This is a genomic window from Pseudomonas sp. Root329 (assembly GCF_001424925.1).
Lineage (GTDB): Bacteria > Pseudomonadota > Gammaproteobacteria > Pseudomonadales > Pseudomonadaceae > Aquipseudomonas > Aquipseudomonas arabinosi.
In genome coordinates, this window is record NZ_LMCV01000049.1 from 94,484 (window position 1) to 110,284 (window position 15,801).

Genomic DNA, 15,801 nt, shown 5'->3' on the forward strand with positions numbered 1-15,801 from the left:
TCATGAGTTTCTCGAACAAGGAACAGGGTCACGCTAAAGAAGCGTTGCTGCCCAGATCGCGGGACATCGACGCGCTGGTACGCGCCGAACATCACGACCCCTTTGCAATTCTTGGTCCCCACGGCGATGGTCATGGTGGGCAATTCATTCGGGCCTATTTGCCGGACGCCTTAAGCGTGCAGGTACTGGCCAAGGACTCCGGGGAAGAACTCGGCAACCTTGAGGCCACCCAGACGCCGGGCCTGTTCGTCGGGCACTTCGATCGGGCGCAGGCGTATCTGCTGCGAACCCGGTGGGCCGGCGGCGAACAGGTTTCCGAAGACCCTTACAGCTTTGGCCCGTTGCTCGGCGAGATGGACTTGTACCTGTTCGCCGAAGGCAATCACCGCGATCTCAGCGCGTGCCTGGGCGCGCAGCTGAGAACGGTCGACGGTGTCGATGGCGTGCGTTTCGCCGTGTGGGCGCCGAACGCCAAAAGGGTGTCGGTGGTGGGTGACTTCAACAACTGGGACGGCCGCCGGCACCCGATGCGCCTGCGTCATCCGACTGGCGTATGGGAAATCTTCGTCCCGCGCATGCAAGCGGGGGAAACGTACAAATACGAGATCCTCGGCACCCACGGCATTCTGCCGCTCAAGGCCGACCCGATGGCGCTGGCCACCTCGCTGCCGCCGGACACCGCATCAAAAGTCGCTTCGCCGCTGAACATCGATTGGCAGGATCAGGAGTGGATGCAATCCCGGGGCGACCGTCATCGGGTGAGTGCGCCGCTGTCGATCTACGAATTGCATGCCGGGTCCTGGCAATGTGAGTTGGACGATTTGGGCGAAGTTGCGCGCCTGTACACCTGGCATGAGTTGGCCGAGCGGCTGATTCCTTACGTGAAGGATCTGGGGTTTACCCACATCGAGCTGATGCCGATCATGGAACACCCGTTCGGCGGATCCTGGGGCTATCAGCTGCTGTCGCAATTCGCCCCGAGCGCTCGCTATGGGTCGCCGGATGACTTCGCCGCGTTCGTCAATGCCTGCCACCAGGCCGGCATCGGCGTAATCCTCGACTGGGTGCCAGCGCATTTTCCGACCGATACCCACGGCCTGGCGCAGTTCGACGGCACCGCGCTGTACGAATATGGCAACCCGCAGGAAGGCTTCCATCAGGACTGGGACACGCTGATCTACAACCTGGGTCGCACCGAAGTGCACGGCTACATGCTGGCCTCGGCGCTGCACTGGCTCAAGCATTTCCACGTCGACGGCCTGCGGGTCGATGCCGTGGCTTCGATGCTGTACCGCGATTATTCGCGCAAGGCCGGCGAATGGGTGCCAAACCGCCACGGCGGTCGGGAGAACCTGGAAGCCATCGACTTCCTGCGCCATCTCAATGACGTGGTCGACCTCGAAGCCCCCGGCGCGCTGGTGATTGCCGAAGAGTCCACCGCGTGGCCGGGTGTTAGCCAGGGCACGCAACAGGGCGGGCTGGGCTTCGACTACAAGTGGAACATGGGCTGGATGCACGATTCGCTGCACTACATCCAGCAGGACCCGGTGTACCGTGCCCATCACCACAACGAACTGAGCTTCGGTCTGGTGTATGCCTGGTCCGAGCGCTTTATCCTGCCGATCTCGCACGATGAGGTGGTACACGGCAAGCATTCGCTGATCGACAAGATGCCCGGCGACCGCTGGCAGAAATTCGCCAACCTGCGCGCCTACCTCAGTTTCATGTGGGCGCATCCGGGCAAGAAGCTGTTGTTCATGGGCTGCGAGTTTGGACAGTGGCGTGAGTGGAACCACGATCAGCAACTTGACTGGTACTTGCTGCAGTACTCGGAACACAAAGGTGTGCAGAAACTCGTCGGCGATCTCAATCGGCTGTATCGCGAAGAGCCGGCGCTGCATGATCAGGACGACGCGCCGCAAGGCTTCCAGTGGTTGATCGGTGATGACGCAATCAACAGCGTTTATGCCTTCATGCGCTGGAGCAGGGATGGGCGGCCAGTGTTGGTTGTGGCTAACTTCACGCCGGTGCCGCGTGAGGGTTACCGCATCGGCGTACCGTTTGCCGGGCGTTGGACCGAGGTGATCAACAGCGATGCGGCCACCTATGCCGGTTCGAACTATGGCAACAGCGGCGGGGCATTTACCGAGGATGAGCCGAGCCATGGCCAGGCACTCTCGTTGGTATTGAACCTGCCACCGCTGGCGGTGTTGATGTTGCGTCCGGAGGGTTGATCTAACACCGAGTCGCTCCCTTCGCGAGCAAGTCGAATCGTCGCACCGCCGCTCCCACAGTAGTTTTGTGTACGACATAAAACCAAATGTGGGAGCGGGCTTGCTCGCGAAGGGGTCAGCCCGAACAATCAATTTCTTGAGCTGAAACACTTACCACCGCATCCGCACACCCAAACTCCCAATCAACCCGTTCAAATCATTGTCATCCACACTGCTGCTGTAGTCGGCGCTGACGTAGAAACTCACGGCAGGTGTCACTCTGGCCACCAAACCCAAACCCACTTCGACGGTCGATGAATAGCGGCTGCTGCTGATCTTCTCGACCTGATCGAGGTTCACGGTATCGCTGGTGTACACCGTGTGCCACACGTTGGTTCGCACATAGGGTTCGACCCCCATGCCGTTGATGTCGTAACTACCTTTCAACCGTGCACCGACTCGGCCGCTCCAGGACGTCAGATCGCTGGACGAGGCATTGCCTGAGCCGGCATACGGGGTGTCCAGGGTAATGCGTTGATTGATTAATTGCGCCTGGGGTTCAACTACCCAGTTATCGCTCAGACCAATGGGGAAACCACCTTCTACCGACAGCGTCACCGCGCTGCCCTCGGTCGCTTGTCGGGCGCCCTGGTCATTGCGGCTAAAGCCGTTGACCCGGCCGCCGCTGGCCGTCAAGTCCACGTGCCAGCCCTGGGGCCCGGTCAGGCTCCAGTAAGCGCCGAGGCTCTGGCCTTCGAGGTTGAGGGTGTCGTTGCCGGGGTCAGCAAGGGCGCGACCGGTCAGCAGCCCGTTGCTGTTGCCTTGTAACTGAGTCATGCCGCCGACCAGTCCGACCCGCTGGGTATTACCGCTACCGCTTTGCAGAGTCAGGATCGCCGGACCTTTGAATTCGCTACTGCCAGGGATAGCAAACCCCTGAGCCAGAACATCGGTTTGCGCCTGCCGCGAAGCTTGTCCATACACCTGATCCCAGGCCGAAGGCGCAGCGCCCTCGATGGTCAGGTGTGAACTTTGTGCATCCGAGGCGGTGCTGAAGCGGCCGGGGTAGGGGGTGGTGAAAGTGACGGCTGGCAAGGTCATGACCGGAATATCCTGACGGTACCAAGGCGTGGTTTCATCTTCTGCAGTCCCTGCCTGTACATCCATGGACGAGCACAGAAGGAGTGAACTCGAGACAGCGCAAAAAGTGACTTTGATCTCTTGTTGGGTGAATGAAGTTTTCATGGAGGTTTACCTTGCAATCGCATGCCGTATCTCGCTCTGGCGTCTCTCCTACCCCGAATGAGGGGCGACCGAATGTAGCGAGGCAAGCCTGTGGCCGCCCGATTTCGCGGGTGTCTGGGGGTTTGCCCCGGGTGAATTTCCGGGGGTAGTAACGTGTAGCTAAGAAGACCCTTGACATCGCGTCAAGAAAATGGCCGATAAATGGTATGTGTATTTTAGGACTCGCAAGTGACTGATTTACGCCGCACATCTAAGTTCTTGTTTGTTCGAAAAATCGTCAAAAGATCCGCGTTCCAGAGCGCTTTTGATAGTGGGCTACCGGTTTACCCACTCACCCTGAGACCGACATTTGCGGCCGTTCCGCGCAGCTGATTGCTGTCGATATTGCTGGTGTAGTCATAAAGAAGCGCGTCGCGGTTGCGACCTTTGAATGCTTCTAAATAGTGAGGGCGCAAGCGCCCTCGCTACCCGCCTGGCGACTATCCAGGCTTGTGGTTATCCAGTACGCGATTGAACGCTAACTCACCCAACATGATCATCCGTTGCAGCATCGTTTGCCGTCGCGGGCCGTCCGTTACGTCGGCGAGATCGTTGACCATGGCGCTGGCTGATGCCAACGATTCGCAGGCCTCGACGAGCAACGTTTCGTCATCCACCGCTGCGTCGATGGTGAAAATGGTGCTGGGTTTGCGGGGCGGGTATTCGGGGGATTCGGCGTTACTTTGAACATAGTTGCTTTCTCTCATAGTGAGGCGGCAACCATCTCGCTACTAAACGAGAGGGTGGCAGCTGTGCGCGAGTTAGTAGACCGGATAAGCAACAAAAAACCGGCGCGCCCTAGGGCGCCAAGCGCACAGCCACCATGAAGAACAGGCGAATTCCTGTCTGGATGATACTTGTGCAACCGTTATCGCTTAATCCGGGCTACTAAACCCGACCACTGATGGGCAGTGGTAGGGAAACAATAGAGGCCAGGGACAAGGCGCACAAGCCAGCGGATTCTGGCGTACGTGTAGGTAACGACGCAAGGCGTTGTAGCCGTTAGGACGTAACACCGAGTGTCTTTAAACGCGTCCGCTAAACGCCGAAGCTAATGAGCGTTTCAAAGATGCACTTCCACCGCCAACGGCAAATGATCCGACAAATGCGTCCAGGGCTTGTGCCCCAGTATCCGCGGCTCATGACTGCTGGCATTGCGCAGATAAATCCGGTCCAGACGCAGCAGCGGGAAGCGCGCCGGATAGGTTTTCGCCGGGCGACCGTGGTGGCGTTCGAAGGCTTCATGTAGATAGTCGCGTCGGGCGAGGGCGGTGTTGCCTTGCAACTGCCAGTCGTTGAAGTCACCGGCGATGATCACCGGCGCATCGTCGGGTAACGATTCGAGCAGTTGGCAGAGTAGCTGGAGCTGCAACTGGCGATGGCTTTCCAGCAGGCTCAAATGCACGCAGATTGCGTGAACTTCAGTGTGCCCCGGCACATCCAGAACGCAATGCAGCAACCCGCGCCGTTCGGGGCCGGTGATCGAGACGTCGAGGTTGCGGTGTTCGCGGATCGGGTATTTCGATAACAGGGCGTTGCCGTGGTGACCGTTGGGGTAGACCGCGTTACGACCGTAGGCGAAGTCGCTCCACATGCTGTCGGCCAGGAACTCGTATTGTGAGGTCAGCGGCCAATCGTTGTAGCGAGTGGAATGGCGGTCGTGTTCACCGACGACTTCCTGCAGGAACACCAGGTCCGCCGATGTACTGCGTACCGCTTCACGCAGTTCCGGGAGAATGAAACGTCGGTTGAGTGCGGTAAAACCCTTGTGGGTGTTGACCGTCAGCACTCTCAGTCGATGAATCGCCGGGGGCGTGTTCAATGGAGATGACTCGACGGCCCGCCACTTGGAATCACTGGTCACGTTCACTCCTCTGAATCAGGGCTGCTTATGTATGCGACTGATGCAGCGGCGGGCAGTTCAGAGTGATTCGTCGTAACTACCGCTCACCGAAAACTGTAGCAGCTGTCGAGCTTGCGAGGCTGCGTTCGGCTGCGAAGCAGTCGTCATCCAGAACGTGCAGTTTGTCTGACACACCGCGCTGCCGGGTCTTACGGCTGCTTCGCAGCCGAACGCAGCCTCGCAGGCTCGACAGCTGCTACAGGCTGCTACCAGCGCTACGTCAGACGAACACAATTTCGTAGGGCAACCGTATCCGTTCCAGAAGCACCGGGGGCAGCAGCGGGGCGAGGCCGATGGCCGGTTCGCCGTCGAGCTGGCTGGCGTAGGCGTGGGTGGCGTGGCTTTTGCGCGCGACGGTCCAGGTGTCCAGGCGCACCTTGCGCGCGCGATGCCAGGGGATGAGCCCTCGATCACGCGTTGGCCAGTGCCAGGCCCAGACCGGTACTTCATTGAACGCCGCACCGACCATGGCTGCGGCCTTGGCGCTGGCCCGGCCGACGGCGTCATGGTCGACAATGCCATCCTCGCGCCAGGTGCTGAACACCACATCCCCGGGGCGTAAATAACGGGCAATGAATTGAGACATCTGAAATTCCCGTTCGGCCAGGCCGTTGTCGGTGAAGCCGCCACGAATCCATTTGAGGCTGTGCATCGGCAGCCCGAGCCGGCGCAAGGCTTCGAGGCTTTCCTGGGGGCGGAACACGCTCAAACGTTTCTCCGACCACTGCTGCGAGCCCGGATGGCTGGCGCTGCCGTCGGTAATCGAGATCAATTGCAGGGGATGACCCAAGGCGCTGAGCAACTGCAGCAGGCCGCCACAGGTCACGACTTCATCGCCAGGGTGTGGGGCAATCACTACCGCGCGTGCGCCGGCGGGGACCAGGGTCTGAGTGCTGATGACAGGAATGTTGTCCAGTTGCGGGGCGCTGTTCCAGATTTGTACTGGCGGGATGCTTTCACTGATGGAAACCGATTTCATGGCTACGTCCTTGTTCTCGTTGATAGCAATGTGCGGCGCTCCAAACCCTGGATTGCCGCGAGCAGAGTATTGCTCATGTCACGCTATTCGTCGCCTCGATGCGCCATTCAGTCCGTTTTTTTATCCGGGCTATCCCTGAAGGTCCATTTCACTCTTCTTCCTCATGCTGCAATTCGAACAGCAGCAGCGAACGGCCAGTGACCGAATATTCGTGACCGAACTCGAAGCGTTCCTGACCCCGTATCGACGGTTGGTTGGTGTCGATCATGCAGGTCCAGAAACCGCCGTCTGGCACTTCCGGAAGCAGAAAATTGACGATGTCGTGATGGGCGTTGACCACCAACAGCAGGGTGGCGTCGGCGCCTTTGCGGCGAATACCGGTTTCCTGGGCACGGCCATCCATCAGCATGCCGAGGCAGCGGCCATGGCCTTCCTCCCATTGTTCGATGGACATTTCGCTGCCATCCGGCGCGAGCCAGGTGACGTCCTTGACACCGATGTCCTCGTTGTAATTGCCCACCAGGAACCGGCCGCGACGCAAGATCGGGTACGCCAGGCGTAACTTGATCAGACGTTTGACGAACTTGAGCAGGGCCTTGCCGTCTTCGCTCAGGTCCCAGTTGACCCAACCGATCTCGCTGTCCTGGCAATAGGCGTTGTTGTTGCCTTCCTGGGTGCGGGCGAATTCGTCGCCGGCCACCAGCATCGGCGTGCCTTGGGACAGCAGCAGCGTGGCAAAGAAATTGCGCATCTGCCGCTGACGCAGCTCATTGATCTCGGGATCGTCGGTCGGACCTTCGACGCCGTGGTTCCAGGACAGGTTGTTGTTGCTGCCATCCTGATTGTTCTCGTCGTTGGCTTCGTTGTGCTTGTCGTTGTACGACACCAGGTCGTTCAGGGTGAAACCGTCGTGGGCGGTGACGAAGTTCACCGAGGCGTACGGCCGCCGGCCACGCTGATTGAACATCTCGCCGGAGGCGGTCATGCGGCTGGCGAAGTCCGCCAGTTGGCCGTCGTCGCCTTTCCAGAACGCACGCACGGTGTCGCGGAATTTGTCATTCCACTCGACCCAACCCGGCGGAAAGTTACCGACCTGATAGCCACCGGGGCCGCAATCCCAGGCTTCGGCAATCATCTTCACCTGGCGCAGCACCGGGTCCTGACGGCAGGCCACCAGGAAGCTGTGACGTTCGTCGAAGCCATCGTGATAACGCCCGAGAATGGTCGCCAGGTCGAAGCGGAAACCGTCGACGTGCATTTCCGAAGCCCAGTAGCGCAGGGAGTCGGTGACCATTTGCAGCACGCACGGGTGACTCAGGTCCAGGGTGTTGCCGGTACCGGAATCGTTGATATAGAAGCGCTTGTCGTCGGGCATCAAGCGGTAGTAAGAGGCGTTGTCGATGCCGCGCATGGACAGGGTCGGGCCTTGTTCGTTGCCTTCGGCGGTGTGGTTGTAGACCACGTCGAGAATCACTTCAAGATTGGCTTCGTGCAGGTGCGCGACCATCTCCTTGAACTCGGCGATCTTGCCGCTGGCCAGGTAACGCGGGTCGGGGGCGAAGAACGCGATGCTGTTGTAGCCCCAGTAATTGGTCATGCCTTTGTGCAACAGATGCTGGTCGTTGACGAAGGCATGAATCGGCAGCAATTCCACCGTCGACACACCGAGCTTGCGGATGTGTTCCAGCACGTCATCGACCATCAACCCGGCGAAGGTGCCGCGCACGTTATCGGGGACGGAGGGGTGACGCATGCTGAAACCGCGCACATGAGTCTCATAAATGATGGTTTTGTCCCACGGCACGCTGACCCGATGGTCGTGACCCCAGGTGTGGGCCGGGTCGATCACCTTGCACTTGGGCACGAACGGCGCGCTGTCACGTTCATCGAAACTCAGGTCGGCGTCGGGGTGGCCGATGGTGTAGCCGAACAGCGCTTCAGACCATTTCAACTGGCCGACCAGTTGTTTGGCGTAGGGGTCGATCAGCAACTTGTTGGGGTTGAAGCGATGACCGTTCGCCGGGTCGTACGGGCCGTAGACACGGTAGCCGTAGATCATCCCCGGATGCGCGTCGGGCAGGTAGCCGTGGTAGATCTCGTCGGTGTATTCCGGCAGTTCGATGCGTTCCAGTTCGACCTCGCCGGCATCATCGAAGATGCACAGCTCGACCTTGGTGGCATTGGCGGAAAACAAGGCGAAGTTGACCCCCAGGCCATCCCAGGTCGCGCCCAGCGGGAAGGGCAAGCCTTCACGAATTCGCGAGGCCTCGACCTGAGGTTCTGGCGCGGCTTTCTTCGGACTGGTCATAGGTGCTCCTGCAAAGGGGGGACAGTTCTTGGCTCTGGTTTTTTTTGAGGGCGAGCGAGCCCTCGGTGGCGAGAAGGCTCGCCACGAGGTCAATCAGGACACGGGTGAGAGGCGTCAGACAGCGGGCGGTTTACGCGCTGCTCGAGGCTTTTTCTCAGTAGCTTTTTCGCCCGCAGGGATCACCTTCGACGCCGCGGCAGGCTTGGCTTTGGCTTTGGTTGTTGGCTCGGCAGCCTTGCCATTGGCTTTGCTGGCAGGGGCCTTGACGGCGGCTTTGCTGCCAGCGGCTTTTGGCGATTTGCTCGGTGCCAGGGCTTCGGCTTCAGCCAGTTTGCGGGCCATCTCCCAGTGGCGAGCGTCCTGGCCCTCGGGTTTTCCTTCCGATTCCCAGATTTGATAGGCGAATTCGCGGATGCGTTTATCGTTTGTGCTCATCGCAATGCTCCTGAACTGAACTCAAGTGTGGGTAGTTTGGATAAAAAGATTGATCGGGAAATCCACTAGCGCGTCGCTGATGTTCAACTCCCTTTGGGGTGTGACTGTTGCGCTTGAAAAAAGTCCCTTCAAATTTTCATCAGGGGCGGTGAACGGTAATTTGACCCGTGTATCGCCCCACAGCGGCGCGTCAATTCGGGGTTCGGCACTGTTTTTCAGCAGTTCGGCGCAGCGTATCGGTACGATCACGATGGCGCGCTTTCCTTCCAGCGAGCGAGCAAATGCGAGCACCCGGTGAGCCTGGCTGCCGACGACTTCCAGGGCTTGATACGTCCCTCGCCGAAACAGCTCGGTGTGCTCGAGTCGCAGGTTCAACACCTGAGCGATCAGGGTTTGCTTGATGCGCCCGTCGCGCCAGTCTGCCAACAGCTCGGGCAGTGCCAATGGCGTCTGCATCGACTGCTGACGGCTGGCGTAATCCACCGGCCGGCGGTTGTCCGGATCGACCAGCGAGAAGTCCCAGTACTCGTTGCCCTGATACAGGTCCGGTACCCCCGGCACAGTCATGCGCAGCAAGGTTTGCGCCAACCCATTGAGGGCGCCGGGGACGGCGATGCTCTTGGCTGCTTTGCCGAGGGCCGCGCGTAACAGCTCACCTTCGGGGCTCAGAAGCAGACGTTGCAGGAATTGCTGAACCGCTTGTTCGTAAGCTTCGTTCGGCGCGCTCCAGCTGCTTTGCAACTTGGCTTCGCGCAAGGCTTTCTGTTGCCACTGCCACAGGCGTTGAGTGTAGTTTTCCAAGGCTGCTTGATCGTCACTGCGCAAATCGAGCGGCCAACTGCCGAGGATCGCTTGATAGAGGATCAACTCATCGCCTGCAGTCGGCATCTGGTCGTCGTCGCGCAGGGGGCGTGCGAGGGTTCGCCAGAACGGGACTTCCTCGGCGTACCAGGCACTGCGCTCGCTTAGCACCGCCAGGCGCGCGCGGGTGTCTTCGCCGCGTTTATGGTCGTGGGTCGCGGTGGCCAGCAAGTTATCGGGGAAGGCTTCGAGACGGTCGATGCAAGCCGCATGGAAATCGGCCACCGGGGCGCTGAACTGCTCGGTGCTGAAGCCCACGTCATTGCGTGACAGCAACGTCGCCGAGCGATAGAACGCGGTGTCTTCCACAGCCTTCGCCGCCGCTGGCGACGTCAGTTGCTGAAAACGCACACAGGCATGCTTGAGCATCTTGCGCGGCCGGCCCAACGGGCGTTTGCGCCATGATTCACCACCTAGCCAGCCAGCCAGGCAATCGAGCACCGGCCAGTCGGCCTCGCCGAGGGTTTGTCTGGCACCGTCCATGGCTTGCTGGAAAAACACATCGTCTTCAGCCAACCGCCCACGGGGGCTGATGTAGGTGCGGTACACCGGGAAATGCACGATCAATTCCTGCAACGCCCGACGGATCGCACCGAGGGTCAGGTCGCGGGTCATCAGGTCATCCCGGGCCACTTGCAACAGGGCCTGGGCGACGCTTTCGAAGTCTCCGGCGAGGGAGCCGTTGAGGATCTGCTGGCGGGCCAGTTGCGCTTCCTGACAGAAATCGGCGGGCCGTTCGCTGTAGCGATTCCACAGTTTGCCCAAGGTGTCGGCGCCTTCCGGAGCGTGTTGCAGCAGCGACAGCTGATTCATGAACTCGTAACCCGTGGTGCCATCCACCGACCAGTCACGGTGCAGGGTTTCACCTTCGCCGAGGATCTTCTCGACGTAGATCGGCAGGTGCCGATCCGGCGACAGGCTGTCGACCCGCCGCCGCAATTTGCGGCAGTAACCCCGAGGGTCGGCGAGGCCGTCGATATGGTCGATGCGCAGACCGTCAACCAGGCCTTCGGCCACCAATTCGAAGATTTTCGCGTGGGTGGCTTCGAACACGGCAGGACGTTCGACGCGCAGGCCGCCCAGTTCGTTGATATCGAAAAAACGCCGCCAGTTGATGTCATCTGCCGCCGTGCGCCAACTGGCCAGGCGATAGCTTTGGCGTTCAAGCAACAGGTGCAGGCGCTGGAAACCTTCGGGCGTGAGCGAGTCGTAAGCGCTGAGGTTGTGCTGGATGGCGTGCAGAATCGCCGGATCGCTGGCCAGTTCACGCAGCTCTGTTTTCAGCGGCATCGCCAGACTGTGGGCGTCAGTCTGGTAGCTCAAGGTGCTGAATCGGTCTGCCAGCGTCTTGAGCGATTCGGCGCTCAGCGGGTCATCGGTCCTGAGCAGTTCGCCGTAATTCGTCGGGCAGATCGGGAAGTGATGCTCATAGTGCTCGACATAAAACGCACCCTTTTGCCCATCGAAGCGCAGGGGCAGGGTGCCGTCCTGCAAGGCGATGCCGTAGTCACTGCCGAGGAAAGGCAGCAGCAACTGGCCTTCCATCAACGGGTCGGGCGAATGCCACTGGATATCGAAGAACTCGCCGTAAGGACTCAGGCGTCCCCATTCCAGCAAGTCCTGCCACCAGGGATTATCGCCACCGCCGACGGCCATGTGGTTGGAGACGATGTCGAGGATCAGCCCCATGTTCAGCTCGCGCAATGCACTGACCAAACGCCGCAGCGCCGCTTCTCCGCCCAGCTCCGGGTTGACCGTGGTCGGGTCCACGACGTCGTAGCCATGCATGGAGCCGGCGCGGGCGCTCAGCAGGGGGGACGCATAGACATGGCTGATGCCGAGGCTGGCGAAGTACGGCACCAGCGGCACCGCATCGTCCAGCGTGAAGTCTTTATGGAACTGCAGCCGCAGGGTGGCCCGCAGCGGTTGGGTAAGCGTTTGCGTCATTGGTCACGCTCGGCCGCCTGAAGCCGCGCACAGGCGAGCAGTTCCAGGCGTCGGGCGGCGTCCACGTCATCGAGTAACGCTTCACTGTCGCCGGGCAGGCGTCGGGACCAGTTGGGGTGCGTGTCGGTGGTGCCGGGCAAGTTGGCCTGCTGCTCGATGCCCAAGGCATCTTCCAGCGGCAGCAACACCAGCGGCGCACGGGTATGACCGAGGAAACGTATCGCGGCGTCGAGCACCTGATCGGTTTCATGGGACTCTTCGCGAAAGTTCTGCGGGTCCTCGCTCAACACCCTGCGCAGGCCTTCACGCTCGCGTTCGCGGTGGTGGCGCCATTCGATTTCACCCGGGGCGTCGACCAGGCCCAGTCGGGCGTTCCAGTCGATATCGCGGCCATGCCACCAGCCATTGAGTGTCGGCAGGTCATGGGTGCTGGTGGTCGCGAGGGCGTTGTCCGGCCAGTCGAGAATCGGTTTGAAGTGCGCGTTGTCCTGTTCGAACAGCAGCACGCGCATGCCGAGGATCGAACGGGCGATGAGCTTTTCTCGCAAACCATCGGCCACGGTGCCGAGGTCTTCACCGAGGACGATGGCCTGATGGCGATGGGACTCGAGGGTCAGCAAGCGCAGCAGGTCGTCCACCGGGTAATAGAGGTAGGCGCCGTCGGCGGGTGACGCGCCATTGGGGATCACCCACAGCCGTTGCAGGCCCATGACGTGATCGATGCGCAGGCCACCGGCGTGGGCAAAATTGGCGCGGAGCATTTCGATGAAGGCACGAAAACCATTGCGTACCAGACCTTCGGGCGAGAACGCGGAAATCCCCCAGCCCTGACCGGTGCGGTTAAGGATGTCCGGTGGTGCGCCCACGGTGAGCGAGGCGAGCAACTCGTCCTGACGACTCCAGGCCTGACTGCCGCCGCCATCGGCACCCACCGCCAGATCGGCGATCAGGCCAATGCTCATGCCGGCGCCGCGGGCGGCGGTTTGTGCGCGTTCCAGGCAGCGGGTGATCAGCCATTGGCAGAAGGCAAAGAAGCCGATGCGCCCGGCGTTCTCTTCGGCGAATTCGGCCAGGGCCGCGCTGCGCGGGTTTTGCCATGGCTCGGGCCACTGCCGCCAGTCGAGGCTTTCACCCTTGGCAGCGCGGGATTCTTGAATGGCTTCAAAGCGGCAGTGGTTTTCCAGGGCTTCGCCAGCAGCGTGGCGGAAGCTGCTGAAGTCGGCATGCAACGGGTGTTCGCCCTGGACAAAGCCTTCGTACAACGCCTGCAACAGGCGATGTTTGGCTTCGGCCGCCACCGGCCAATCAATCAACGGCATGGCTTCAAGGTGCTTGAGTTCTGCCGCCAGGCCGGTGGCATCAATCGCGGTGCGCAATGCTCGATCGCCCAGGATGGCGCCCGGTGCGGCGTACAGACTGTTGAGAAACAAACGGCTGGACGGCGAATACGGGCTGTAACGCTGGGTGTCGCTGCTGAACATGGCATGCAGCGGACTGATCGCCAATGCTTCGGCGCCGCGTTCACCGGCCACCCGGGCCAGGTCTTCCAGCGCCTGGGTATCGCCGAAACCACCATCACCCGGACGACGCAGCGAGTACAGCTGCACACTCAGGCCCCAGGCACGCGGGATCGGGCTGTCGACGGCATCGCCGACGCTGTAGCAGCGAGACGGTGCAACGGCCAACGTAAATTGCTGGCCGTCGATGCTGACGTGTTGATAACCGACCGGGATCAGGCCGGGCAGTATCGCCTCGGCATCCAGTTTCAGGTTGAGTCGCGAGCCATCTTCAAGGTGGATTTCGCACGGTGTTTCGGGCTCAAAGTAATGCGCCAGGCTCAGGCCGACACCGAAGTCTGCGGTCAGCAGCGGCGGCAGGTGTCGGGTCTGTTGCACCTGCTGCAGTTCCAGCAGGCTGGCGTCGATTTCCTGAGCGCTGCCGGCCGGGTGGCCGAGTCCTGTGAGGACGTTACGCAACACCGATGGAGCGACTTTCTGTGGGCGGCCGTTGGCGTCGATCCAGTCGACAGCCAGGCCAGCTCGGCTGGCCAGTATTTCCAATTGCGCATCGCTCATTGGCGCTCTCCATCCGGGGGTAGCAAAGGGGCTGCGGCCGTGAGGCTGACTAGCGCGCAATACGGGGCGAGGGTGCCCTGATCTAACAGACCGGCTGACTGTGGCGGGTATTCGAACAACAACAACGAAGCGTCGGCCTGTGGGGAGTGGACCACAGGCGTGTCGCTGAGGTTCAGGTCAATGCGCAGCTGACTGCCATCGCCCAGTCGCCAGCGCGCTGTTACCGCGCCTGTGGCCAGCACCTCGGCGCCCAGTGCTTGAGCACCGGGCAGACGGGGAATGATCTGCTGATGGCGGATCTGCAGCAGTTGGCGATACAGATCGTGCATGGCGGACTGTCGGGTTAATGTCAGCTCGGGCCGTGAAGCCTCAAAGGTCTGGCGCGCGTTGGGGTCGGGAATCTGCTCGCGTTTGTGCGGATCAGCAAACGCGCTGAAGGCTGCAAACTCGTTACGGCGTCCCTCGCGGACCAACTCCGCGAGTTCACCGTGATGACTGGTGAAGAACAGGAACGGTTGCTCGGCGGCGAACTCGTCGCCCATGAACATCAGCGGAATCATCGGTGACAACAGCAGTAATGCCGTGGCTGCCTTGAGCGCATCGGGGTTGGCCAGTTGATGCAGCCGTTCGCCCAAGGCGCGGTTGCCGATCTGGTCGTGGTTTTGCAGAAACAGCACGAAAGCACTGGGCGGCAAATGACCGCTGGGCTCGCCACGGGTTGTACCGTGACGGGTCACGTGGCCTTGAAACACAAAGCCCTGGCTCAGGCAGCGGGCCAGTTGTTCAGTGGGGTTTTGCGCATAGTCGGCGTAATAGGCGTCGGTTTCGCCGGTCAGCAGCACGTGCAAGGCATTGTGGCCGTCGTCGTTCCACTGCGCGTCGAAGCCTTCTTCGAGCAGGCTGGCCTGGTTGTGTTCGTTTTCAACGGTCAGCCACACATGCCTGGCCGGATCGGTTTGCTGGCGAACCTTTTGCGCCAGTTCCTGAAGAAAGTCAGGGTCTTCAATGGCGTGTACCGCGTCCAGGCGCAAACCGTCGAAGCGGTACTCCAGCAACCACATCAACGCATTGTCGATGAAGAAGTCCCGCACCTCGCGCCGCCGGAAGTCGATGGCCGCACCCCACGGGGTGTGCTTGTCTTCGCGGAAGAAGGCCTTGGCATAGCGATGCAGGTAGTTGCCGTCCGGGCCGAAGTGGTTGTAGACCACGTCGAGAATCACCGCCAGGCCATGGCCGTGGGCGGTGTCGATCAGGTGTTTGAGTTGTTCGGGAGTGCCGTAGGAGGCTTGGGGCGCGTAGGGCAGAACCCCGTCGTAACCCCAATTGCGGTCACCGGGGAATTGCGCCAGTGGCATCAGTTCGATCGCGCTGATGCCCAGCTCCACGAGGCGCGCCAGGTGCTGCTCGACTTTGCTGAAGCCGCCGAGCGCACCGACGTGCAATTCGTAGATCACCGCCTCATTCCACGGCCGCCCAAGCCAGGCGCTGTGTTGCCATTGATAGGCAAGTGGATCGACCACCACGCTGTGGCGGTCGATATCACCGGCCTGCGCGCGGGAGGCCGGGTCGGGCACCTCCAGCTCGCCGTCGATGTTGTAGCGGTAACGCGTGCCGGCGGGACAGCGGGTGTTGATCACGAACCAGCCATCTGCCTGGGGCAGGAGTGGCAAGGACTGTCCATCTTCCAGTTCGACACTGACGTAAAACGCATCTGGCGCCCACAAGGCAAAACGCGTGTGCTCTGCGTCCAGCATGATTGCGCCGTGGGGCCAGGTCTCAAGGGTCCGTAACGGCAT

The 15,801-nt window shown here is 60.9% G+C and carries 9 protein-coding genes and 1 pseudogene; 1 reads left to right on the forward strand and 9 read right to left on the reverse strand.

The genetic code is table 11. The features are described from left to right. Positions 1 to 2 precede the first annotated feature (2 nt). Positions 3 to 2,234 carry a 1,4-alpha-glucan branching protein GlgB gene (gene glgB / locus ASC74_RS28055; protein WP_056745908.1) on the forward strand — a complete coding sequence of 744 codons (2,232 nt, stop codon included), beginning with the start codon at positions 3 to 5 and terminating at the stop codon, positions 2,232 to 2,234. Between the two features lie 150 nt (positions 2,235 to 2,384). Here the strand turns inward: glgB and ASC74_RS28060 are convergent, their stop codons facing one another. The 9 genes and pseudogenes from ASC74_RS28060 to treZ form a co-directional block, all read right to left on the reverse strand. Continuing rightward, positions 2,385 to 3,458 (reverse strand): autotransporter domain-containing protein, encoded by a 1,074-nt coding sequence (locus tag ASC74_RS28060; RefSeq protein ID WP_056745910.1) that lies wholly within the window; start codon positions 3,456 to 3,458, stop codon positions 2,385 to 2,387. A gap of 479 nt (positions 3,459 to 3,937) precedes the next feature. Beyond that, positions 3,938 to 4,159, reverse strand: a pseudogene (locus ASC74_RS28065) (DUF6124 family protein); the annotation flags it as partial. Between the two features lie 401 nt (positions 4,160 to 4,560). Beyond that, positions 4,561 to 5,361, reverse strand: a complete 801-nt coding sequence (locus ASC74_RS28070; RefSeq protein ID WP_056745912.1) for an endonuclease/exonuclease/phosphatase family protein — start codon at positions 5,359 to 5,361, stop codon at positions 4,561 to 4,563. 259 nt (positions 5,362 to 5,620) lie between these two features. Beyond that, a complete protein-coding gene (locus ASC74_RS28075) occupies positions 5,621 to 6,379 on the reverse strand; it encodes a PIG-L deacetylase family protein (protein WP_056745913.1) in 759 nt (252 codons plus the stop codon). 148 nt (positions 6,380 to 6,527) lie between these two features. After that, entirely contained in the window at positions 6,528 to 8,687 is a 2,160-nt protein-coding gene (glgX, locus tag ASC74_RS28080; RefSeq protein WP_056745915.1) for a glycogen debranching protein GlgX, read from the reverse strand. Positions 8,688 to 8,801: 114 nt separating this feature from the next. Next, entirely contained in the window at positions 8,802 to 9,122 is a 321-nt protein-coding gene (locus ASC74_RS28085; RefSeq protein WP_056745917.1) for a DUF2934 domain-containing protein, read from the reverse strand. 21 nt (positions 9,123 to 9,143) lie between these two features. Next, entirely contained in the window at positions 9,144 to 11,930 is a 2,787-nt protein-coding gene (locus ASC74_RS28090) for a malto-oligosyltrehalose synthase (RefSeq protein ID WP_056745919.1), read from the reverse strand. Then, positions 11,927 to 14,005, reverse strand: coding sequence for a 4-alpha-glucanotransferase (gene malQ / locus ASC74_RS28095; RefSeq protein ID WP_056745920.1), 2,079 nt, complete (start codon positions 14,003 to 14,005; stop codon positions 11,927 to 11,929). The genes ASC74_RS28090 and malQ overlap by 4 nt, the downstream gene beginning before the upstream one ends. Beyond that, positions 14,002 to 15,801, reverse strand: a complete 1,800-nt coding sequence (gene treZ, locus ASC74_RS28100) for a malto-oligosyltrehalose trehalohydrolase (protein WP_056745922.1) — start codon at positions 15,799 to 15,801, stop codon at positions 14,002 to 14,004. The genes malQ and treZ overlap by 4 nt, the downstream gene beginning before the upstream one ends.

What these genes read in the sequence shown, in the direction of transcription:
- glgX (WP_056745915.1), bottom strand. Translation starts at nt 8,687, where the DNA reads ATGACCAGTCCGAAGAAAGCCGCGCCAGAACCTCAGGTCGAGGCCTCG.
- ASC74_RS28085 (WP_056745917.1), bottom strand. Translation starts at nt 9,122, where the DNA reads ATGAGCACAAACGATAAACGCATCCGCGAATTCGCCTATCAAATCTGG.
- treZ (WP_056745922.1), bottom strand. Translation starts at nt 15,801, where the DNA reads ATGCCGTTACGGACCCTTGAGACCTGGCCCCACGGCGCAATCATGCTG.
- ASC74_RS28060 (WP_056745910.1), bottom strand. Translation starts at nt 3,458, where the DNA reads ATGAAAACTTCATTCACCCAACAAGAGATCAAAGTCACTTTTTGCGCT.
- ASC74_RS28075 (WP_056745913.1), bottom strand. Translation starts at nt 6,379, where the DNA reads ATGAAATCGGTTTCCATCAGTGAAAGCATCCCGCCAGTACAAATCTGG.
- malQ (WP_056745920.1), bottom strand. Translation starts at nt 14,005, where the DNA reads ATGAGCGATGCGCAATTGGAAATACTGGCCAGCCGAGCTGGCCTGGCT.
- ASC74_RS28090 (WP_056745919.1), bottom strand. Translation starts at nt 11,930, where the DNA reads ATGACGCAAACGCTTACCCAACCGCTGCGGGCCACCCTGCGGCTGCAG.
- glgB (WP_056745908.1), top strand. Translation starts at nt 3, where the DNA reads ATGAGTTTCTCGAACAAGGAACAGGGTCACGCTAAAGAAGCGTTGCTG.